The 23,374-nt window shown below is 66.7% G+C and carries 13 protein-coding genes; all 13 read left to right on the top strand.

Going from position 1 to position 23,374, the window contains the following annotated elements; translation table 11 throughout:
• Positions 1-191 precede the first annotated feature (191 nt).
• Positions 192-506: an ATP-dependent Clp protease adapter ClpS gene (gene clpS, locus BRO63_RS19340; protein ID WP_006383989.1), complete on the top strand. Its 315-nt coding sequence runs from the start codon at positions 192-194 to the stop codon at positions 504-506.
• A 159-nt stretch (positions 507-665) separates the two neighbouring features.
• The gene (locus tag BRO63_RS19335) at positions 666-5,864 is read left to right on the top strand and encodes an alpha-2-macroglobulin family protein (protein ID WP_373557785.1); all 5,199 of its coding nucleotides are present in this window, start codon (positions 666-668) and stop codon (positions 5,862-5,864) included.
• Entirely contained in the window at positions 5,861-8,083 is a 2,223-nt protein-coding gene (pbpC, locus tag BRO63_RS19330; RefSeq protein WP_088141356.1) for a penicillin-binding protein 1C, read from the top strand. The genes BRO63_RS19335 and pbpC overlap by 4 nt, the downstream gene beginning before the upstream one ends.
• A gap of 55 nt (positions 8,084-8,138) precedes the next feature.
• Positions 8,139-10,451 (top strand): ATP-dependent Clp protease ATP-binding subunit ClpA, encoded by a 2,313-nt coding sequence (clpA, locus tag BRO63_RS19325; protein ID WP_179215154.1) that lies wholly within the window; start codon positions 8,139-8,141, stop codon positions 10,449-10,451.
• An 8-nt stretch (positions 10,452-10,459) separates the two neighbouring features.
• Positions 10,460-11,776 (top strand): paraquat-inducible protein A, encoded by a 1,317-nt coding sequence (locus tag BRO63_RS19320; RefSeq protein WP_088141354.1) that lies wholly within the window; start codon positions 10,460-10,462, stop codon positions 11,774-11,776.
• Positions 11,777-11,815: 39 nt separating this feature from the next.
• The gene (locus BRO63_RS19315; RefSeq protein ID WP_088141353.1) at positions 11,816-13,480 is read left to right on the top strand and encodes a PqiB family protein; all 1,665 of its coding nucleotides are present in this window, start codon (positions 11,816-11,818) and stop codon (positions 13,478-13,480) included.
• Between the two features lie 88 nt (positions 13,481-13,568).
• Complete coding sequence (locus tag BRO63_RS19310; RefSeq protein WP_088141352.1) at positions 13,569-14,201, top strand: PqiC family protein; 633 nt, start codon at positions 13,569-13,571, stop codon at positions 14,199-14,201.
• 157 nt (positions 14,202-14,358) lie between these two features.
• Complete coding sequence (putA, locus tag BRO63_RS19305; protein ID WP_088141351.1) at positions 14,359-18,180, top strand: trifunctional transcriptional regulator/proline dehydrogenase/L-glutamate gamma-semialdehyde dehydrogenase; 3,822 nt, start codon at positions 14,359-14,361, stop codon at positions 18,178-18,180.
• 238 nt (positions 18,181-18,418) lie between these two features.
• Positions 18,419-19,564 carry a branched-chain amino acid ABC transporter substrate-binding protein gene (locus BRO63_RS19300; protein WP_088141350.1) on the top strand — a complete coding sequence of 382 codons (1,146 nt, stop codon included), beginning with the start codon at positions 18,419-18,421 and terminating at the stop codon, positions 19,562-19,564.
• 158 nt (positions 19,565-19,722) lie between these two features.
• Positions 19,723-20,652: a branched-chain amino acid ABC transporter permease gene (locus BRO63_RS19295; RefSeq protein WP_059379870.1), complete on the top strand. Its 930-nt coding sequence runs from the start codon at positions 19,723-19,725 to the stop codon at positions 20,650-20,652.
• Positions 20,649-21,737, top strand: a complete 1,089-nt coding sequence (locus BRO63_RS19290) for an ABC transporter permease subunit (protein ID WP_088141349.1) — start codon at positions 20,649-20,651, stop codon at positions 21,735-21,737. Before BRO63_RS19295 ends, BRO63_RS19290 begins: the two co-directional genes overlap by 4 nt.
• On the top strand, positions 21,734-22,534 hold the full coding sequence (locus BRO63_RS19285) for an ABC transporter ATP-binding protein (RefSeq protein WP_054452353.1): 801 nt from the start codon (positions 21,734-21,736) through the stop codon (positions 22,532-22,534). Before BRO63_RS19290 ends, BRO63_RS19285 begins: the two co-directional genes overlap by 4 nt.
• The gene (locus tag BRO63_RS19280) at positions 22,531-23,265 is read left to right on the top strand and encodes an ABC transporter ATP-binding protein (protein WP_088141348.1); all 735 of its coding nucleotides are present in this window, start codon (positions 22,531-22,533) and stop codon (positions 23,263-23,265) included. Before BRO63_RS19285 ends, BRO63_RS19280 begins: the two co-directional genes overlap by 4 nt.
• Positions 23,266-23,374: the final 109 nt, after the last annotated feature.

Below are 23,374 nucleotides of genomic sequence, written 5' to 3'. Positions count from 1 at the left end.
GGCATCGCGGCCTAGACCCCTGTCCCCCCTCCGGCTTCCTGGCAGATTTTCGATGCGTTGAAAACCCCAGAATGCGTGGATAATGCGCCGCTTTTCTTTGCGGCGTCAAGTATGGAAACTACGCATTTCTACGTGTAATTTTCCGTAAGTTACACGCTAGCCGTCCCCCGTTTAAATAGAATAGCGGCCCTATGAGTTCTACCTTGGATACCCAGCATGATTTGGCCGTCGAGAAGGCTCCGGCGCGCGCCGCGCCGCCTCCGATGTACCAGGTCCTGCTGCTGAACGACGACTACACCCCGATGGAGTTCGTCGTGAAAGTGCTGCAGAAGTTCTTCAATAAGAATCACGAAGAGGCCACGCGGATCATGTTGCAGGTGCATCACGAAGGACGTGGTGTATGCGGGGTTTATCCCCGGGACCTCGCCGCCACGCGTATTGCGCAAGTGGCCCAGTACGCGCGGGCGCGCCAGCACCCCCTGCAATGCGTGATGGAACCCGTCTGAACCTCAGAATCAATGCGCCGCCTGTCATGGCGGCGTTGTGTTGTCCGGTTATTTTGACAAGCAGTATCCGCGTACCCGAGAAGCGCGCGGAATGATCAGGTCGGCAGCTCCGCCGCAAAGGAGCAGTACGTCTGAATTTGAGTGAGCGGGAGATTTGCCGTGAGTGGAAAGATCAGCAAGGCCTGGCTGGCGACAGCCGGGGTCGTGGTATTGGCCGGCGCCATCGGCGTGGGCTGGTGGATGGGCAAGGAGCGGCAGTCCGCCACGCCGGCGCCAGCCGTCGTGTCGCAGCCCGCGGCCGCGGCGGGAGGCGGCGATGCCAAGCCGGCGTTGCCCGCCAGCGCGGTGGTCGGTGCGGCCGATCCGTTTGCCGCGCTTTCCTGCCAACCGCGCCAATATAACGACACGCTGGCCCTGGCTGTGACTTTCACGCAACCGGTGGACGCCAAGGCCGACCTGGACAGCTATCTGCAGGTGACGGACACGGGTTCGGCTGCCGACAAGGACAGCGAATCGGCCGCCACCAACGGTGACCAGCCCGCCTCGGTACGGCCGGGCGACTCGGCGCCGAAGGGCAAGATCCTGAAGGGCAACTGGGTGGTGGGCGACAACCCCCGCATGGTCTATTTCCCCTACGTCCAACCGCAGCGTTCCTACGCGATCTCGGTGCGCGCCGGTCTGCCCGGCTCGGGCGCCGGCGTCAAGCTGGCGGAAGCGTCGAATTGCGAGGTGAACACGCAGGCCATGCCGCCGTCGTTCTATTTCGCCAGCCGCGGCGTGGTGTTGCCGGCCGGCCAGAATGGCGGCCTGCCCGTGGCCACGGTGAACGTGCCCGAAGTGGACGTGCAGTTCCTGCGCGTATCGCCGGAGCGCGTGCCTGAACTGTTCGACAGCGTGCTGGGCATCGGCCGCAGCGCCGGCTCGGGCGAAGAGGAAGACAGCGGCGACGAAGAAGACAACTGGCGCTATTCCGACAACCGCAGCCTGAAGGGCTCGGTCAGCAACTGGGACCTGGACCGCCTGAACTCGCTGACGACCAGCGTCTATCAAGGCCGCTTCGTCACCGACGACAAGCCCAACCGCCGCCATGTCACGTTCCTGCCGGTCGAAGGCGTCAAGGAACTGCAGGAGCCCGGCATCTACATCGCGGTGATGAGCCAGCCCGGCCGTTTCCGTTACGAATACCAGGTGACGTATTTCTACGTCAGCGACATCGGCCTGCACGCGCGCCGCTACAGCGACCGCATCGAGGCCTATTCCGTGTCCCTGAAGAGCGGCACCGCCATCTCGGGCGCCGTGTTCGAACTGGTGGACGGCGCCGGCAAGTCGCTGGCCAAGGCCGCCGCGGACGGACAGGGCCATGTTCGCTTTGATGGCAGCTTCGCCAATGCGCGCGTCATCCGCGCCTCGCGCGACAAGGAAATGACCGTGCTGGCCCTGGGCGAACCCGCCCTGGACCTGTCCGAATTCGACATCGGCGGCCACGTTTCGCGCCCCAACAACCTGTTCGTCTATGCCGGCCGCAATCTGTACCGTCCCGGCGAAACCTTCAACGTGTCGGTCCTGCCGCGCGACCTGGACGGCCGCATGCTGTCGCCGTCGCCCCTGACCGCCACCATCAAGCGTCCCGACGGCCGCACCGTGCTGAGCACCCTGTGGCAGCCCAAGAAGGATTTGCCCGGCTATATCGAGCGCAGCATCGATCTGCCGCTGGACGCGCAGACCGGCACCTGGCTGCTGGAATTGCGCGTCGACCCCGCGTCGCGCGCGCCGGACGCGTCCTGGAAGTTCCAGGTCGAGGAATTCCTGCCCGAACGCATGAAGATGTCGCTGACCTCCGATCAAGAGGTGCTGTCGCCGGAAGAAACGCTGACCGTGGATGTGCAGGGCGACTATCTCTACGGCGCGCCCGCCGCCGGCAACCGCCTGCTGTCCAGCTTCCAGGTCAAGCGCGACCGTTTTGCGCTGCCCCAGCAATGGCCCGGCTTCATCTTCGGCGACGTGGCCGACGATACCCGCCGCCATTTCGAGGAGCTGCCCGAAACGGCCCTGGACGACAAGGGCCACGGCCAGCTCGAGGTCGATCCGCGCACGGGCGGCACGCGTTCGCCGATGAAGGTGCGGGTGTCGGCCAGCCTGCTTGAATCCGGCGGCCGTCCGGTGGTGCGCTCGATCGAGCGCAGCGTCTGGCCCGCCGACCGCCTGATCGCCGTGCGTCCGCAGTTCGACGGCGACGTGGCCCGCGAAGGCGCGCCGGCCGGTTTTGAAGTGCTGCGCGTGGACGCGCAGGGCAAGATCGCGCCGCTGGCGCAGGCGCAGATGCGCCTGTACCGCGAAGACCGCCAGTACTACTGGCGTTTCGACGACCAGCGCGGCTGGAACAGCGGCTACACCGAAACCGAGGAATTGCTGGATTCGCGCGAGATCGCGCTGAACGACCGCGCCCAGCTGACCGTGCCTGTGAAGTGGGGCCGCTACCGCCTGGAAATCGCCGATCCCGAAACCGGCCAGACCCTGCGCTACCGCTTCTACGCGGGCTGGAACGCGCAGGACGCCGACTCCATGGGCAATCGTCCCGACCGCGTGCAGATGAAGCTCGAAGGCGTGCCGGCCAAGCCCGGCGACACCGTCAAGCTGACCCTGACGCCGCCGCATGACGGCCAGGCGCTCATCACCGTCGAAGGCGACCGCATGCTGTGGTCCACCTGGGTGGCCGTGAAAGCGACCGGCACGCAGGTCGAGATTCCGGTCGACAAGACCTGGAAGCGCCACGACTTGTATATCGCCGCCGCCGTGTTCCGTCCCGGCAGCGAGGGCGACCGCGTGACCCCGGCGCGCGCGCTGGGTCTGACCTTCCTGCCGATCGCCAGCGCCGACCGCAAGCTGGACGTGAAGCTGACGGCGCCGCCCAAGGCGGTGCCCGAGACCAAGGCCACCGTGCGCGTCAAGGTCGACGGGGCCCTGGGCAAGCAGGCCACCGTGACGCTGTCGGCGGTGGACGTGGGCATCCTCAACATCAACCAGTACAAGACGCCCGATCCGCTGGACTACTTCTTCGGCAAGCACCGCTACGCGCCCGAATTGCTGGACATGTACGGCAAGCTGATCGAGAAGATGGACGGCACCAAGGGCAAGCTGAAGTGGGGCGGCGACGCCGCCATGCGCGGCGACAGCAAGAGCCTGCCCAAGAAGGTCAAGCTGGTGGACCTGTTCTCTGGTCCGGTGACGCTAAACGAGCAGGGCGAGGCGGACATCCCGCTGGACCTGCCCGATTTCAATGGCACGCTGCGCCTGATGGCCGTGGCCTTCACGCCCGACAACTATGGCAGCACCGACACCGAAATGGTGGTGGCCGCGCCCATCGTCGCCGAGCTGAATACGCCGCGCTTCATCACCCCGGGCGACCAGGCCGCGATTGCGCTGGACGTGACCAACCTGAGCGGCGCCGAGCAAAAGGTGACGGTCAAGCTGGAAGCGCTGGACCCGCTGGCCATCGTCGACGGCGTCAAGACCGTGACCTTGAAGGACAAGCAGCGCACCACGCTGCGCTTCACCGCCACTACTACCGGTTCCTACGGCCTGGGCCTGATGCGCCTGACCGTCGACGGGCAGGGCGGCGGCAAGCCCGTGCACATCGTGCGCGAATCCGTGCTGCAGGTGCAACCGGCCTACGCGGCCGAGCGCCAGGTGCGCCGCATGCGCCTGAACCCGGGCGAATCCAATGCGCCGCAGGCGTCGTGGGTGGCTTCCTATTACCCGGACTCGACCACGGTCAGCATGACGGTCTCGAACCGTCCGCCGATCAACGTCAACCGCCTGGTCGAAGGGCTGCTCAACTATCCCTACGGCTGCACCGAGCAGACCATCAGCGCGACGCTGCCGTGGGTCATGCTGGATGAGGCCGCGGCCAAGCAGTTCGGCCTCAAGCCGCGCAGCAAGGCGGAGCGCGACGCCAAGGTGGCCGGCGCGATCGGCCGCCTGGCGGGCATGCGCAACGCCGTCGGTTCGTACAACCTGTGGAGCAGCTCGTCCTCGCGCGACGTATGGCTGACGGCCTATGCCGTCGGCTTCATGCAGGACGCCCGCGACAACGGTTTCGAAGTGCCCGAGGCATCGCTGGACCGTTCGCGCCAGTGGCTGCTGGAGCAGGTGCAGCAGAGTTCCGGCGCGTTCGGCATCTGGTCGCCCAACCTGAAGCGCAGTGTCGAATCCGGACGCTACGATTCCGGCGACCTCAGCATCCTGCGCGAGGACCACCGCCGCTTCGCTGGCCTGGCCACTGCCGCATTGGCGCTGGCCCGCGACAAGAAGGCGCCGCTGTCCACGGTGCGCCAGCTGTACGACAACTACCAGGAGCGTGCCCGCTCGCCGCTGCCGCTGATCCAGCTGGCGGCCGCGTTCAAGCTCATGGGCGACGAAGGGCGCATGAAGAGCGCGCTCGAGCAGGCCGTGGCGCGCGAGTACGGCATCAACACCCGCCGCAATTCCAGCTATTACGACGAATGGCTGGGCGACTACGGCAGCGGCGTGCGCGACTACGCGCTGGCCTTCGCGATCGCCGACAAGTACGAGCTGCGCCACGAGCGCATGGACAATCTGCTGACGCAGCTGGCCAGCCGCCTGGGCAACCGCTCGTACCTGTCGACGCAGGAGCAGATGTCGCTGTTGCTGGCCGCCCGCGCCCTGGGCGGCGACAAGGCCACGCCCTGGTCCGCCACGCTGACCGTCAACGGGTCCACCAAGGCGCTGGCCGGCGGCACCAGCGACCAGACCGTGTCGCTGTCGGCGGCCGATCTGGCCGGCGCGCAGCTGGTGAACACCGGCAATCAGTCCCTGTTCGTTGAATACGACATCCAGGGCAGCCCGACCACCGTGCCCGCGCCGCGCAGCGACGTCATCCAGCTCAAGCGCGGCTGGTACCGTCCTGACGGCCGTCCGTGGGATGGCGGCAGCCTGCAGACCGGCGACATGCTGGTGGTGTGGGTGCAGGCCAGCGCCAACCAGAACATTCCGGATGGCTTGCTGGTGGACCGCGTGCCGGCGGGTTTTGAAGTCGAAAACCTGAACCTGTCGCAAAGCCCCGAGATGCAGGAATGGACGATCGGCGGACGCCGCGTGGCCGAAGCCATGTCCGATCCCAACATCAAGCACCGCGAGTTCCGCGACGACCGCTATGTGGCTGCGGTGTCGCTGGGACGCGGCAAGGTGGACGTGTTCTATCTGGTGCGCGTCGTGACGCCGGGCCGCTACGCGGTGCCGTCGACGGTGGCCGAAGACATGTACCGGCCTGAAATCCGGGGCGTAGGCGAGCAATGGAGCACGGTAGAGATCCGCGACCGCGGCGCCAAGCGTCCTTGACCCCCGCCGCCACCCCCGTGGCGGGCGCCTCGCGCGCCCGCCGCTGGCGGCGGCGCGGAATCCTCGCGGCCAGCGCGTTGTTTGCGCTGGCCGCGTCGTTATTCGCGCTGGACCGCCTCTATCCCTTGCCGCCCGTGGATTCGGGCGGCGCCGCCGTCGTCGTGGCCGCCGACGGCACGCCGCTGCGCAACTATCCCAGCCGCGACGGCATCTGGCGCTATCCGGTCAAGCCCGAACAGGTGTCCGAGCGCTATCTGGAAACGCTGCTGACCTACGAGGATCGCTGGTTCTACTGGCATCCCGGCGTCAACCCCGTGGCGATGGCGCGCGCCGGCTGGCAGTGGGCCACCAACCGCCGCATCGTGTCGGGCGGCTCCACGCTGACCATGCAGGTCGCGCGGCTGATAGATCCAGCGCTGGCCGGCAAGCCTTCACGCTCGATGTCGGCGAAGCTGCGGCAGGCCTGGCGCGCCATCCAGCTGGAAATGCACTACAGCAAGGACGAGATCCTGTCGCTGTACCTGACCCACGCGCCCATGGGCGGCATCGTGGAAGGCGTGGAAATGGGCTCGCGCCTGTGGCTGGGCAAGCCGGCGCGCGACCTGAGCCCGGCCGAGGCGGCGATGCTGACCGCCTTGCCGCAAGCGCCGTCGCGCCTGCGGCCGGACCGCCATCCCGAGGCCGCGCAGGCCGCCCGCGACAAGGTGCTGGACCGCATGGTCGAACTGGGCCGCTGGACTCCGGCCGAAGTGGCCGACGCCAAGATCGAGAACGTGGTCGCGCCGCCGTTGCGGGCGCGCTGGCTGGCGCCCCTGGCCGCGCAGCGGCTGCTGCAGGAAGCGGGCAGCCAGCGCGCGGCCGGCCGGCGCCCTGGCGAGCGGCCCGCCGTGGTCACGTCCACCCTGGACGCGGACATGCAGGCCGCGGTGGAGCGCATGTTGCAGGACCGGGTGGACGGCCTGCCGCCCAAGGTGTCGATGGCCGTGTTGGTGATGGACAACGATACGCTGGAGGTCAAGGCCTATGCCGGCTCCGCCGATTTCTCCGACGAAAGCCGGGCCGCCCACGTGGACATGGTGCGCGGCGTGCGTTCGCCGGGCTCCACCCTCAAGCCCTTTCTGTATGCGCAGGCGCTCGACGAGGGCCTGATCCATTCCGAAAGCCTGCTGATCGACGCGCCGATGTCGTTCGGCGGCTACGCGCCGGGCAATTTCCAGGCCGCATTCGCCGGCCCAATCAGCGTGGCGCAGGCGCTACAGCGTTCGCTCAATGTGCCGGCCGTGGACCTGCTGGACCGCGTGGGGCCCAGCAGTTTCGCCTCGGTCATGCTGGCCGGCGGAGTGCGGTTACGATTGCCCGCGGGCGCGGAACCGAATTTGAGCTTGATTTTGGGCGGGGGCGGCACCACATTGGAAGAACTGGTGGGCGCTTACCGGGCCTTGGCCCGCGGCGGCGTCTCCGGGCGGCCTCGGCTGCGGCCAGAGCAGGCGCGGGTCGAGTCCCGTATGATGAGCCCTGGGGCGGCCTGGATCGTCCGTGACATCCTGGAGAGCGGCGGCCATCCTGACCGGCCGTTCTATCAGTCGGGCAGTCCGGCGCGGCAACTGGCCTGGAAAACCGGGACAAGTTTCGGATTCCGGGATGCATGGGCCGTCGGAGTGACCGACAGGTGGACGATGGGCGTCTGGGTCGGCCGTCCGGACGGCACGCCCAACCCGGGATTTTTCGGGGCCAACGTGGCGGCGCCGCTGCTGCAGGATATCGTGGCGGCTTTGCCCGAAGGCGCCCAGCAGGTCCGCGTCAGGCCCGAAACGGTGCAGGCCGCGGTGACATGCTGGCCCCTGGGTTACAAGCTCGGCAGCGTGCCGTCCGGCGTATGTCCGGAGCAGCGCGCGGCCTGGGTGTTGAATGAAACGGCGCCGCCGTCTTTTGCCGGCTACGCCGACGCCTCGCTCGGACCCTTGCGTCTGGGCGGCGTGGCCAGCGGCTCGGTGCTGCGGCCCGTGCCGGGCGGGCGCGAAGTGGCGCTGGATGTGGATGTGCAGGGAACAGAAGGCGAAGTATGGTGGATGCTGGACGGGCGCGTGGTTGGCCATGGCGCGTCGGGTCATCCGTTTAAATTAGTGCTGGCCATGGACGGCCGGTATACGCTTACCGTCATGGATGCGCAAGGCCGCCACGACAGAGTGGTTTTTGAAATCTCTGGCGTTACGCCATGATCGGCATAGAATATGAATCGTGTATTTGCCCGCTTCGATGCGTTACGGAGGAAGCGTGATTTCTCAAGAGCTTGAAGTCAGCCTGCATATGGCTTTCGTCGAGGCCCGTTCGGCCCGGCATGAATTTATTACCGTCGAGCATCTGCTGCTGGCGTTGCTCGACAACGCTTCGGCCGTTGAAGTGCTGCGCGCCTGCGCCGCCAACCTGGACGACTTGCGCCGCAACCTGCGCCAGTTCGTTTCGGAGAACACCCCGGTGATCCCGAGCGGCGCCGAGGTCGACACGCAGCCGACGCTGGGTTTCCAGCGCGTGATCCAGCGCGCCATCATGCATGTATCCGCGGGCGGCACCGGCAAGAAGCCGGTCACCGGCGCCAACGTGCTCGTGGCCATTTTTGGCGAAAAGGATTCGCACGCCGTGTATTACCTGCAACAGCAGGGCGTCACGCGGCTGGACGTCGTCAATTTTCTGTCGCATGGCATTACCAAACAGCCCCAGGTGGAGTCCGCCGCCGTGCAGAAAGAGCAGCAGACCAATGGTGAAGAACAGGGCGAATCGCGTCAGTCGCCGCTGGACCAGTACGCCACCGACCTGAACGCCGCCGCGCTGGCGGGCCGCATCGATCCCCTCATCGGGCGCGAACACGAAGTCGAACGCGTGATCCAGGTGCTGTGCCGCCGCCGCAAGAACAATCCGCTGCTGGTTGGCGAGGCCGGCGTGGGCAAGACCGCGATCGCCGAAGGCCTGGCCTGGCGCATCACGCGCGGCGAAGTGCCTGAAATCCTGCAGGCCGCCCAGGTTTTTTCGCTGGACATGGGCGCGTTGCTGGCGGGCACCAAGTACCGCGGCGATTTCGAACAGCGCCTGAAGGGCGTGCTCAAGCAGATCCGCGGCAATCCCGACGCCATCCTGTTCATCGACGAAATCCATACGCTGATCGGCGCCGGTTCGGCCTCGGGCGGCACGCTGGACGCGTCCAACCTCTTGAAGCCGGCCTTGTCTTCCGGGCAGCTCAAGTGCATCGGCGCGACCACCTACACCGAATACCGCGGCGTCTTTGAAAAAGACCACGCGCTGTCGCGCCGCTTCCAGAAGATCGACGTGCCCGAACCCAGCGTCGAACAGACCGTGCAGATCCTGCGCGGCCTGAAGAGCCGCTTCGAAGAGCACCACAGCGTGCGCTACTCGTCCGCCGCCCTGTCGGCCGCGGCTGAACTGTCGGCGCGCTTCATCAATGACCGCCATCTGCCGGACAAGGCCATCGACGTGATCGACGAGGCCGGCGCCGCGCAGCGCCTGCTGCCGCGTTCGCGCCAGAAGAAGGTGATCGGCAAGGTGGACATCGAGAACATCGTGTCCAAGATCGCGCGCATCCCGCCGCAGTCCGTCTCCAACGACGACCGCAGCAAGCTCGCGACGCTGGACCGCGACCTGAAGACCGTGGTCTTCGGCCAGGATAACGCCATCGAAGCCCTGTCCGCCGCCATCAAGATGGCGCGCTCGGGCCTGGGCAAGCCGGAAAAGCCGATCGGTGCCTTCCTGTTCTCCGGCCCCACCGGCGTGGGCAAGACCGAGGTCGCCCGCCAACTGGCTTTCACGCTGGGCGTGGAGTTGCTGCGTTTCGACATGTCCGAATACATGGAGCGGCACGCCGTGTCGCGCCTGATCGGCGCGCCTCCGGGCTACGTCGGTTTCGATCAGGGCGGCCTGCTGACCGAGGCCATCACCAAGCAGCCGCACTGCGTGCTGCTGCTCGATGAAATCGAAAAGGCGCACCCGGATGTGTTCAACATCCTGCTGCAGGTCATGGACCACGGCACGCTGACCGACAACAACGGCCGCAAGGCGGACTTCCGCAACGTCATCCTTATCATGACGACCAACGCGGGCGCCGAAACCTTGAACCGTCCGTCCATCGGCTTTGCGAATTCGCGCGTGGTGGGCGACGAAATGGCGGAAATCCGCCGCATGTTCACGCCCGAATTCCGCAACCGCCTGGACGCGATCATCCCGTTCGCGCCGCTGGACCGCGAAATCATCCTGCGCGTGGTGGACAAGTTCCTCATGCAGCTGGAAGACCAACTGCACGAGCGTCGCGTGGAAGCCATCTTCACCACGGGTCTGCGCGAGCATCTCGCCAAGGAAGGGTTCGATCCGCTCATGGGCGCACGCCCCATGCAGCGCCTCATCCAGGACACGATCCGGCGCGCGCTGGCCGATGAGCTGCTGTTCGGCAAGCTGGTCGACGGCGGCACCGTGACCGTGGACCTCGACGAGGAGGGCAAGGTCAAGCTGGACTTCGACGAGAACGGCAAGCCGCCCTCGTCGGACGCACCTGACAAACAGGAAGTCGAACTGGTCGATTAAGGCTCTCAATGACCGCGGACCGCCAGCCGCTGATCGAGTGCGAACACTGCGCGAGCATCTATCGCCGGCATCAGCTTGAACCTGGAGAGACCGCCAATTGCGCCCGCTGCGGTGCCACCTTGTGGCGCTACAGCGGGCTTACTTTGTCCAATTGGCTGGCGCTCGCCATTTCCGCCCTTATCGTGTTCGGGGTGGCCAACGCCTATCCCGTGGCTTCGATGGCCGTGCAGGGCATGACGCAGCAGGCGTCCCTGCTGGACGCCATTGCCATTACCTGGCGCCAGGACCACTGGGCTGTCGCCATCATGACGGGGATGGCGGGCTTCGCGCTGCCGGTGCTGCAGCTATCCGTGCTGTTGTGGGTGTTGGGGCCGCTGTCGCGCGGCCGCGAGCCTTGGGGCTTTCGCACCGCGATGCGCCTGTTGGGCATACTGCGGCCCTGGTGCATGATTCCGGTGTTCCTCCTGGGCGTGCTGGTGGCGGTGGTGAAGCTGGCAGGCATGGCCGCCGTGGCTCCCGGCATCGGGTTGGGCGCGTTCGGCATCCTGACCATCCTGCTGACCATGCTGGGACGATTGTCGCCGCATGTACTGTGGCGTTATGCCGAGAGCGTGGGCGTGGTGCCGGTGCATGTGCCCCAGGCCACGCCGGACACGGTGCTGACTGGATGCCATGTTTGCGGCCAGGTACAGGCGCTGCCGCGCGCGGCCGACCCGGAAGAAGAACACCACTGTGTGCGTTGCGACGCCGTGGTGCACTACCGCAAGCCCGACCATCTGGCGCGCACCTGGGCGCTGCTGCTGGCGGCGGTGGTGTTCTACATTCCGGCCAACGCGCTGCCGGTGATGCAGGTCAGGTCCGTGCTGGGCGACAGCGCCCATACCATCCTGGGCGGCGTGGTCGAGCTCTGGGAAATGGGCTCCTGGGATATTGCGCTGATCGTCTTCATCGCCAGCGTGGCGGTGCCGCTGACCAAGCTGCTGGCGCTCATGCTGCTGCTCTTGACGGAGCAATGGCGCAGCACCACCAACTTGCGTCCGCGCACGCGCCTGTATCAAATGGTCGAGTTCATCGGCCAATGGTCGATGCTGGACGTTTTTGTCGTTATATTGCTGGCGGCGCTGGCGGATTTCCAGGGCTTGATGGAGATCAGCGCAGGTGCGGGCGCGGCGGCGTTCGGGCTGACCGTGATCCTGACCATGCTGTCGGCCATGAGTTTTGACCTGCGCCGCAGCTGGGACCTTGAAGGGCAAAGTGAAATAGAATCGCCACCGGTGGAGGGCGGGCGCCAGCCGGCGCCTGTTGCCGGTAAGGAAATGGGCTAGGAAGCGTCGCGGTTTCGGTCCACGAACAAGGAAGAGTAGATGTCCGAGCAAGCACCCGGGTCCGGTGAAGAGAAGTTCGCCTCACCCGCGATCTCGCGCAAGAAGAAGAGCCGGATTTCATGGATCTGGCTGGTGCCCATCGTGGCGGCCCTGATGGGCCTGTCGCTGGTCGTGCGGACCTGGATGCAGGCCGGTCCCGACATCTCCATTTCATTCAACACCGCCGAAGGCTTGGAAGTCGGCAAGACCCAGCTGCGCTACAAGGACGTCAATATCGGTACCGTGAAGTCCATCGGCTTCAACGAAGACCGTACCAAGGTGGTGGTGCAGGCCGAGCTGTCCAAGGACGTCTCCGATCTGGCGCGCGAAGGCACGAACTTCTGGGTGGTGCGCCCGCGCCTGGACGTGAGCGGCGTGTCCGGCCTGGGCACGCTGCTGTCCGGCGCCTATATCGGCGTGGACGCGGCCGAAGGCAAGGACAATTCCAAGAAGGCCACCAAACTGCATTTCGAAGGCCTGGAAGTGCCGCCCGCGGTCACGCATGACCGCGCCGGCAAGCGCTTCAAGCTCAAGGCGTCCGACCTGGGTTCCCTGGATATCGGTTCGCCCGTGTACTTCCGCCGCATCAACGTGGGCCGCGTGATCGGCTACGCGTTGGATGAAACCGGCAAGGCCGTGAACGTCGAGGTGTTCGTGGACGCGCCCAACGACAAGTTCGTGACCCAGGGCACGCGTTTCTGGAACGCCAGCGGGGTCGACTTCAGCGTCAACGCGGACGGACTCAAGGTGCGCACGCAATCGCTGGTGTCGATGGCCGTGGGCGGCGTGGCCTTCGAGTCTGTCATCAGCGCGCGCGAAGCAGGCAAGCAGGCGCAGGCCGACGCCCAGTTCGACCTTTACGCGACCGAGGCGGCCGCCAAGGCCAATCCGGACGGCGAGGCCTTCCCGATCCGCATGCGCTTTGACCAATCGATCCGCGGCCTGACCGTGGGCGCGCCGATCGACTTCAGCGGCATCACGCTGGGCAACGTCACCCAGATCAACATGGACTTCGATCCGATCGCCAAGCGCTTCTATTCGCTGGTGGATGCCACCCTGTATCCGGAACGTCTGGGCCGCGTGTTCGACGAAGTACGCGATCGCGCCACCAAGGACGGCGACATTGCCGGCAACCGCCTGCTGGGCGGGATGATCAAGCACGGCCTGCGCGCGCAGTTGCGCACCGCCAACCTGCTGACGGGCCAGCTGTACGTGGCGCTGGACGACTTCCCGAACGCCAAGCCGGTTGAATTCAAGCCCTCGGATCCGGCCATGATCCCGACGGTGCCCGGCAACCTGGACCAGCTGCAGCAGCAGATCAGCAACATCGTCGCCAAGATCGAAAAGATCCCGTTCGACAAGATCGGCGAGGACCTGCGCACCACGTTGGCCAGCACCTCCAAGCTGATGAACCGCCTGGACAAGCAGGTCGCGCCCGAAGCGCAGAACATGCTCAAGCAGGCCAAGGAGTCCATGGCGCAGGTCAACGCGCTGCTGGCATCCGATGCTTCCTTGCCGGTCAACACGGAGAAGGCGATGCAGGAGCTGAGCCGCGCGGCTCGTTCGCTGCGCGCCCTGGCCGATTTCCTGCAAGCCAATCCCGAGGCCTTGTTGCGCGGCCGCGGCCCAGACCCGATCCCCGGCGCCGGTCCTGTCAGGAACTGAACCCATGAATAGACGCCCATCCCTCCGCGCCCGCCAGGCGAACCCGAGTTCCGAGCCGCCGCGATCCGCGGGGCGGCTTGCGCCACGCTTGCGCCCGGTCCTGTCCTTGCTGGCATTGTCGGCCGCGCTGGTCGGCTGCGGCGCGTCCTCGCCCGTGCACTATCACACGTTGCAGGCGCCGGCAGCCCAGGCTCCGGGCGGCGCGGTGGCGCCGGCCAGCTTCCTGATCGAGGTGCAACCGGTCAATATTTCGACGCAGGCGGATCAGCCCCAGCTGATGGTGCGCACTGGCGAGGGCAGCTTGTCCGCGCTGTATTCCGAGCGCTGGAGTTCGCCGCTGGGCGACGAGCTGCGTGGCGCGCTGTCGGACGCACTGAAGCGCGAGCTGGGCGCGTTGGACGTGCAGTTGGTCAAGCCGGGACCCGGCGCCGCGGTCTGGCGCGTGCAGACCGACGTGCAGCGTTTCGAGCTGGAGCCGGGCCGCATGGCCCAGCTGGATGCGACCTGGCGCGTGCGGCCGGTCAATATGAAGGGTTCCGGGCTGCTGTGCCGCAGCGTGGTGACGGAACCGGTGACGGAAGAGGGCGTGCCTGCCATGATCGCCGCGCAGCAGCGCGCCGTGGTCAGCTTGGCCGGCGCCATGGCCTCGGCCATCCGGGGGCAGTCTCCGGCCGGATCGGCCTCGGTCCAGATGTTGGGCTGCGCGGCGCTCAAGGACTGATCGCCCTGGTCCAAAATCTCGCCTGATCTCAAATGGTTAACCTAGGGTTAACCATAGTGCAAACAAAGTTGCAACCTGTCTAGCATACGGTCCTACCCATGCTGGGTCCCGTCCGGACCTGGTATTACCTTTGCCATGCGACAGGAAGCAATCTCTTATGGCCAGCACGACCCTAGGCGTTAAAGTCGACGACGCGCTCCGCGACCGGCTGAAGGCCGCCGCGCAAAAGCTCAACTGCACGCCGCATTGGCTGCACAAGCAGGCGATTCTTTCCTACCTGGACAAGATCGAGCGCGGCCATCTGCCCGCCGAGATGTCGCACCTGGGCATGGACGCGGGCGGCGAGGACGAGGCGGGCGAGGGCCATTCGGCGCCCACGCCGCCGTTCTACGAGTTCGGCCAGGACGTGCAGCCACAGTCGGTGCTGCGCGCGGCCATTACCGCCGCCTACCGGCGCCCCGAGCCCGAGTGCGTGCCGCTGCTGCTGGGCCAGGCCCGCATGCCCAATCTGGAAAAGATCCACGCCATGGCCGCCGACCTGGTCAGGAAGCTGCGCGGCAAGCGCAGCGGCGGCGGGGTGGAAGGGCTGATCCAGGAATTCTCGCTGTCCAGCCAGGAAGGCGTGGCGCTGATGTGCCTGGCCGAAGCGCTGCTGCGTATCCCGGACCGCGCCACGCGCGACGCGCTGATCCGCGACAAGGTGGCCCGCGGCGACTGGAAGTCGCACATGGGCGGCTCGCAATCCCTGTTCGTCAACGCCGCTACCTGGGGGCTGATGATCACCGGCAAGCTGGTGGCCGTGAGCAGCGAGCAGTCGCTGTCCAAGGCGCTGACCCGCTTGATCGGCAAGGGTGGTGAACCCTTGGTGCGCAAGGGCGTGAACATGGCCATGCGCATGATGGGCGAACAGTTCGTGTCGGGCCAGACCATTTCCGAAGCCCTGGCCAACAACCGCAAGATGGAGGCCCGTGGCTTTCGCTATTCGTACGACATGCTGGGCGAGGCCGCGACCACGGCCGAGGACGCCGACCGCTATTACGCCTCGTACGAGCAGGCCATCCACGCCATCGGCAAGGCCGCGGCCGGCCGGGGCATCTATGAAGGCCCGGGCATCTCGATCAAGCTGTCGGCGTTGCATCCGCGTTATTCGCGCGCCCAGCGCGAACGCGTCATGGCCGAGCTGCTGCCGCGCGTGAAGGCGCTGACCGTGCTGGCGCGCAGCTACGACATCGGCCTGAACATCGACGCCGAGGAAGCCGATCGCCTGGAAATCTCGCTGGACCTGCTGGAAGCGCTTTGTTTCGAGCCCGAGCTGGACGGCTGGAACGGCATCGGCTTCGTCATCCAGGCTTACCAGAAGCGGGCTCCCTTCGTGATCGACTACGTGATCGACCTGGCCCGCCGCAGCCGCCATCGCGTGATGGTGCGCCTGGTCAAGGGCGCGTACTGGGATAGCGAGATCAAGCGCGCCCAGGTCGACGGCCTGGAAGGCTATCCGGTCTATACCCGCAAGGTCTACACGGACGTGGCCTATCTGGCCTGCGCCCGCAAGCTGCTGGGCGCGCCGGAAGCCGTGTTCCCGCAGTTCGCCACGCACAATGCCTACACCCTGTCCGCGATCTACCAGTTGGCGGGCCAGAACTATTACCCGGGCCAGTACGAATTCCAGTGCCTGCACGGCATGGGCGAACCGTTGTATGACGAGGTCGTGGGCGCGTTGTCGCAGGGCAAGCTGAACCGTCCGTGCCGCATCTACGCGCCGGTCGGCACGCATGAAACGCTGCTGGCCTACCTGGTGCGCCGCCTGCTGGAAAACGGCGCCAACACCTCGTTCGTGAACCTTATCGGCGACGACAGCATTCCGGTCGAGCAACTGGTGGCCGATCCGGTGGACGCCGCCGCGCGCATCGTCCCGCTGGGCGCGCCGCACGAGAAGATTCCGCTGCCGCGCGAGCTCTATGGCGATCCGCGGGAGGGCGCCCGCGCCAACTCGGCCGGCCTGGACCTGAGCAACGAGCATCGCCTGGGTTCGCTGTCCGCGGCCCTGCTGGCCAGCGCTGCCATGCCGTGGCGGGCCGGCCCCATGCTGGGCGAGGGCGACGGCGTCTGGGATGCCTCGCGCGCCATGGAAGTCCGCAACCCCGCCAATCTGCGCGATGTCGTGGGCCACGTGGTCGAAGCGCAGGAAGACGAGGCCGAGGCCGCGCTGCGCGCCGCCGCCAACGCGGCTCCGATCTGGCAATCCACCCCGGTGGCCGAACGCGCCCAGTGCCTGCGCCGCGCCGCGCAACTGCTGGAAGAGCAGATGCAGACCCTGCTGGGCCTGATCGTGCGCGAAGCCGGCAAGTCGCTGCCCAACGCCATCGCCGAGGTGCGCGAGGCCGTGGACTTCCTGCGCTATTACGCGGACCAGGCCGAAACCGAATTCAGCAACGACACGCACCGCCCGCTGGGCACGGTGCTGTGCATCAGCCCCTGGAACTTCCCGCTGGCCATCTTCACCGGCCAGGTCGCGGCCGCGCTGGCCGCCGGCAATACGGTGGTGGCCAAGCCCGCCGAACAGACGCCGCTGATCGCCGCGCAAGCCGTGGCCATCCTGCGCGCGGCCGGCGTGCCGGCCGGCGCCGTGCAGTTGCTGCCGGGCCGCGGCGAAACCGTGGGCGCGCAGCTGGTCGCCAGCCCCGGCGTGCGCGGCGTGATGTTCACCGGTTCGACCGACGTGGCGCGCATCATCGCGCGCACGCTGGCCGACCGCCTGGACGACGCCGGCCACACCATTCCGCTGATCGCCGAGACGGGCGGCCAGAACGCCATGGTGGTGGATTCCTCGGCCCTGTCCGAGCAGGTCGTGTTTGACGTGCTGACCTCTGCCTTCGATTCGGCGGGCCAGCGCTGTTCGGCGCTGCGCGTGCTGTGCGTGCAGGAAGACAATGCCGACCACGTGCTGACCATGCTGCGCGGCGCCATGCGCGAACTGAGCGTGGGCAACCCCGACCGCCTGGCGGTGGACGTGGGCCCCGTGATCGACACGGAAGCGCGCAACGGCATCCAGCGGCACATCGAAACGATGCGCACCGCGGGCCATCGCGTGGACCAGGTCGAACTCAACGGCGAATGCCGCCATGGCACCTTCGTGCCGCCGACCATCATCGAAATCGACCACGTCAGCGAGCTGACGCGCGAAGTGTTCGGGCCCGTGCTGCACGTGGTGCGCTACCAGCGCGACGAGCTCGACGCCTTGCTGGACGCCATCAACGGCACCGGCTACGGCCTGACCTTCGGCGTGCATACCCGCATCGACGAAACCATCGCGCACGTGACCGGCCAGGTCCATGCGGGCAACGTCTACGTCAACCGCAATATCGTGGGCGCGGTGGTGGGCGTGCAGCCTTTCGGCGGCGAAGGCTTGTCCGGCACCGGCCCCAAGGCTGGCGGCCCGCTCTATATGTACCGCCTGCTGGGCACGCGGCCGGCGGGCCTGCCGCCGGCGCTGGACGCGGCGGCGGCGCTGCCGCAGCGCATTGCGCTGCCGGGACCGACCGGCGAGACCAACACCTATGTGGTCGAGCCGCGCGGCGCGGTGTACTGCGTGGCCGCCACCGAGGCCGGGGCGCGGGCGCAGTGGTCCGTCGCCAGGCTGACGGGCAACCATGCCTGGTTCGCGGACACGCCCGCGGCACAGGCGCTGCTGGCCTCGCTGGATGCCGGCCAGCGGGAGCAGGCGGGCATCCTGGCCGACGACGAGGTCGACCAGGCGGATTATCAGGCCGTGCTGTTCGAGGGCGATGGCGACGCGCTGCAGGCGCTGAACCAGCGCATCGCGCAGCGTCCGGGCGCCATCCTGTCGGTCCATGGCCTGACATCCGACGCGATCGCGGCGGGCGCCGGCTACGTGCCGGAGCGCCTGCTGGCGGAACGCTCCGTCAGCGTCAACACGGCGGCGGCGGGCGGCAACGCCAGCCTCATGACCATAGGTTGAGTCGGATGTAGGACAACCCTTGGGTATCCAAGGGTTATCTCCAATATCGGTCGGGGTTGTACTGGAACGAAAATCCGGTCGCACCTCAACTCAGGAAGTCGCAACCCGGCTTCCGGATTTTGCAGAACATGCACGCGCAAGCTTCCGCCATATCGGACTTGCTAGTAGTGAAAAACCAAAAGCCTGGTTAAAAGCTCAGGTATAACAAGGTCTTAAGTCCGACATTCGGAGGATACCCATGAAGTTCCGCACCACTTTGAAGCTTCTCGCCGCCAGCATCGCCGCCGCCGGCATGGCCGCCTCCGCGCAGGCAGCCGACGTCAAGTTCGGTTTTGCCGCACCGCTCACCGGTCCGCAATCGCACTATGGCGAGGACATGCAGAACGGCCTGAACCTGGCCCTGGAAGAAGCCAACAAGAAGGGCATCAAGGTCGACGGCGAAACCGCCAAGTTCGTGCTGGTGTCGCGCGATGACCAGGCCGATCCGCGCGTGGGCGTGCAGGTTGCGCAGCAGCTGGTCGACCAGGACGTGGTCGGCATCCTGGGCCACTTCAACTCGGGCACGACCATTCCCGCCTCGCGTGTCTACCATGAAGCCGGTCTGCCCCAGATCGCCATGGCGACCTCGCCGGAATACACCAAGCAAGGCTACGAAACCACCTTCCGCATGATGACCAGCGACACCCAGCAGGGCGCCGCGGTCGGCAAGTTCATGGTGGAAAGCCTGAAGGCCAAGAAGGTCGCCATCATCGACGACCGCACCGCCTACGGCCAGGGCCTGGCCGACGAGGTCGAGAAGGCGGTCAAGGCCGCCGGCGGCCAGGTCGTGCGCCGCGAGTACACCACCGACAAGGCCAACGACTTCACCGCCATCCTGACCAACATCAAGGGTGCGGCGCCCGACGCCATCTTCTACGGCGGCCTGGACGCGCAATCCGGTCCCATGAAGCGCCAGCTGGCCACCCTGGGCCTGAAGGCGCCGCTGGTTTCGGGCGAAATGACCCGCAGCGACACCTTCATCAAGCTGGCCGGCGACGCCGCCGACGGCACCTATGCCTCGCTGGCCGGCGTGCCGCTGGACAAGATGGCCGCGGGCAAGGACTTCGAGCAGCGCTACCAGGCCCGCTTCAAGAAGGCCCCCGGCGTGTACGCGCCCTACGCCTATGACGGCGCCTGGAACATGATCGCCGCCATCGAGCAGGCCGGCTCGGCCAAGCCCGAGAAGTACCTGCCGGCCCTGGCCAAGCTGAACCGCAAGGGCGCCACCAGCGAGCACATTTCCTACGACGCCAAGGGCGACCTGAAGGAAATCTCGGTCACCATCTACGAAGTCAAGAACGGCAAGTGGGAGATGGTTGAAACGATGGTCAGCCAGGCCAACTAAGGCGGCTGGACCGGGGCGGGAAGGCGGCTGCGCGCCGCGTCCCGCCCGTATTGCAGCGTGCGCGCCGTCAGGCGCGCGCCACGCGCGGCGCCGTGGCAGGCCCGAGGGCCGTCACCGCAAGATCCGCGCGATTTTTCCAGGCTTATTCAGCGGCCCCTATGGATATCTTCATTCAACAACTGATTAACGGCGTCACGCTAGGCAGCGTGTACGCCCTGGTCGCCCTGGGCTACACCATGGTGTACGGCATCATCGGGCTGATCAACTTCGCCCATGGCGACGTCGTCATGATAGGCGCGATGGCGGCGACCACCATCGCCATCTCGCTGGTGGGCGGCGATCCTTCCACGTCCGCCTTCGTGGTGCTGGGCGTCGGCCTGCTGGTGTCCGTGCCGCTGTGCATGGCCGTGGGCTGGACCGCCGAGCGCGTGGCCTACCGGCCGCTGCGCCGCGCGCCGCGCCTGGCTGCCCTGATCACCGCCATCGGCGTGTCCATCATCCTGCAGAACGTGGCGATGATGGGCTGGGGCCGCAATTACCTGAACTTCCCGCAGGTGCTGTCGCCGCAGGTGTTCGAGATCGCGGGCGCGCGCATCAGCTCGCTGCAGATCGCCATCGTGGTGATCGCCGCGCTGATCATGGGCGGGCTGCTGGCCGTGGTGCACAAGACCCGCCTGGGCACGGCGATGCGCGCCACCGCGCAGAACCGCGAAGTGGCCGGGCTGATGGGCGTGAACATCAACACGGTCATTTCGGCGGCGTTCCTGATCGGCTCGGCGCTGGCCGCCGTGGCCGGCATGATGGTCGCCACCTATTACGGCGTGTCGCAATACACCATGGGCTTCATGCTGGGCCTGAAGGCCTTCACGGCCGCGGTGCTGGGCGGCATCGGCAACCTGGTCGGCGCCATGGCGGGCGGCCTGTTGTTGGGCATCATCGAATCCCTGGGCGCCGGCTACATCGGCGACCTGACCGGCGGCTTCCTCGGCAGCCACTACCAGGACGTGTTCGCCTTCTTCGTGCTGGTGCTGGTGCTGATCTTCCGTCCGTCCGGCCTGCTGGGCGAACGCGTGGGAGACCGGGCATGAACGCAACCTTGAAAAGCAGCGGGTTTTCGACCCGCAACCTGATCGGCATCGCGCTGATCGGCGTGGTGCTGGCGGTGCTGCCCTTCGTGATCGGCATGGCCGGGCAGAGCTGGGTGCGCATCCTGAATTTCGCCCTGCTGTACGTGATGCTGTCGCTGGGCCTGAACATCGTGGTGGGCTTTGCTGGTCTGCTGGACTTGGGCTACATCGCGTTCTATGCGGTGGGCGCCTACACCTGGGCGCTGCTGGCCTCGCCGCATTTCGGCCTGCACCTGCCGTTCTGGGCGATCCTGCCGATCGCGCTGGCGGTGGCCTGCCTGTTCGGCGTGCTGCTGGGTGCACCCACGCTCAAGCTTCGAGGGGACTATCTGGCCATCGTGACACTGGGCTTCGGCGAGATCATCCGCATCTTCCTGAACAACCTGAACGCGCCGGTCAACATCACCAACGGACCGCAGGGCATCAACCGCATCGACACCTTCAAGGTGGGCGAGTTTGCCTTCGGCCGCACGGAAAGCCTGCTAGGCCTGCGCGTGACGGGACCGGAGAAGTACTACTACCTGCTGCTCGCGGTGACGCTGATCATCGTGGTGGTCTGCGTGCGCCTGCAGAATTCGCGCATCGGCCGCGCCTGGGAAGCGATCCGCGAAGACGAGATCGCGGCCAAGGCCATGGGCATCAACACCCGCAACATCAAGCTGCTGGCGTTCGCCATGGGCGCGTCCTTCGGCGGCGTGGCGGGCGCCTTGTTCGCCTCGATGCAGGGCTTCGTCAGCCCCGAGAGCTTCTCGCTGATGGAATCCATCTCCATCCTGTGCATGGTGGTGCTGGGCGGCATGGGCCACATTCCGGGCGTGATCCTGGGCGCGTTGATCCTGGCCGCGTTGCCCGAGTTCCTGCGCGCGGTGGTCGAACCTGTGCAGCACATGCTGTTCGGCGCCGTGGTGCTGGACCCCGAGGGCATACGCATGCTGCTGTTCGGTCTGGCCATGGTCTGCGTGATGCTGTTCCGTCCGGCTGGCCTGTGGCCGTCGGCGGTGCGCAAGCGTGAACTCGCAACCAAGACCCAGGGAGGCGCGGCATGAGCAAACTGCTGCAAGCCCAGGGACTGGGCAAACGCTTCGGCGGCCTGCAGGCGCTGTCGGACGTCAGCTTCGACATCGAGCAGGGCGAGATCTACGGCCTGATCGGCCCGAACGGCGCGGGCAAGACCACGCTGTTCAACGTGCTCACCGGCCTGTACATCCCGGAAGAGGGCAGCTGCACCTTCAATGGCGAGTCCATGTCCGGCAAGAAGCCGCATGAAGTCGCCTACGCGGGCCTGGCGCGCACCTTCCAGAACATCCGCCTGTTCGCCAACCTGAGCGCCATCGAGAACGTGATGATCGGCCGCCACATGCGCACCAAGTCCGGCGTGCTGGGCGCGGTGCTGCGTACCCGCGGCACGCGGGCCGAAGAGGCCGCCACCGAAGCGCGGGCGCAGGAACTGCTGGACTACGTGGGCATCGGCCATCGCGCCAACGACGTGGCGCGTTCGCTGCCCTACGGCGACCAGCGGCGCCTGGAGATCGCGCGGGCCCTGGCCACCGATCCCAAGCTGCTGGCGCTGGACGAGCCGGCGGCCGGCATGAACGCATCGGAAACCGTGGTGCTGCGCAAGCTGGTCGAGAAGATCCGCGCCGACGGCATCACCGTGCTGCTGATCGAGCACGACATGAAGCTCGTCATGGGCCTGTGCGACCGCGTGCTGGTGCTTGAATACGGCAAGGTGCTGGCCATGGGCAAACCTGCCCAGGTACAGCGCGATCCCAAGGTCATCGAAGCGTATCTGGGCGCAGGCGCCGCGCAGGATCCGCAGATTCATCAGGAGCGCCCGGCATGACGGCAGCAGCATCCCAACCCCTACTGGAATTGCGGGGCCTGCAGGTCTCTTATGGTGGCATCCGCGCGGTGCGCGGCATCGACCTGCGCGTGGACCAGGGCGAGCTGGTCTGCCTGATCGGCGCCAATGGCGCCGGCAAGAGCACCACGCTGCGCGCCATCTGCGGGCTGGTGCCGCTGGCGGGCGGTGAAGTGGTCTACGGCGGCCAGTCCGTCGGCGGCCAGAAGTCGCATGAGCTGGTGCGCTGCGGCCTGGTCATGGTGCCGGAAGGGCGTGGCATCTTCGGTCAGCTCACCATCGAGGAAAACCTGGCGATGGGGGCCTACATCCGTCGCGACGCGGCCCAGATCCGCCAGGACACCGACCGCGTCTTCACGTTGTTCCCGCGCCTGGCCGAGCGTCGCAAGCAGGCGGCCGGCACGCTGTCGGGCGGCGAGCAGCAGATGGTGGCGATGGGTCGCGCGATGATCGCGCGCCCCAAGCTGCTGTTGCTGGACGAGCCCTCTATGGGTCTGGCGCCGCTGATGGTGGAGAAGGTCTTCGAGGTGGTGCGCACCATTGCCAGCGAAGGCGTGACCATCCTGCTGATCGAGCAGAACGCGCGCCTGGCGTTGGAAAACAGCCATCGCGGCTACGTGATGGAATCGGGCGAGATCATCCTGTCCGGTCCCGCTGGCGACATGCTGCACGATCCTAAAGTGCGTGCGGCCTATCTGGGCGAGTCCGAGTAAGGCGCGGCCAGGATCTTGGGGGCGGGCGGGGCAGGGCTTCGAGCTTGCGGACGTCAGGGTTCTTTAGCCGCCGAGGCCGCCCTGCGCCATTCCGATGCTCGCCCCAATG

Origin of the sequence: Achromobacter xylosoxidans, from assembly GCF_002192695.1 — a bacterium.
Lineage (GTDB): Bacteria > Pseudomonadota > Gammaproteobacteria > Burkholderiales > Burkholderiaceae_B > Achromobacter > Achromobacter xylosoxidans_C.
Note: the sequence above shows the minus strand (reverse complement) of the source record. Positions and strands in the feature narration are given on the sequence as shown.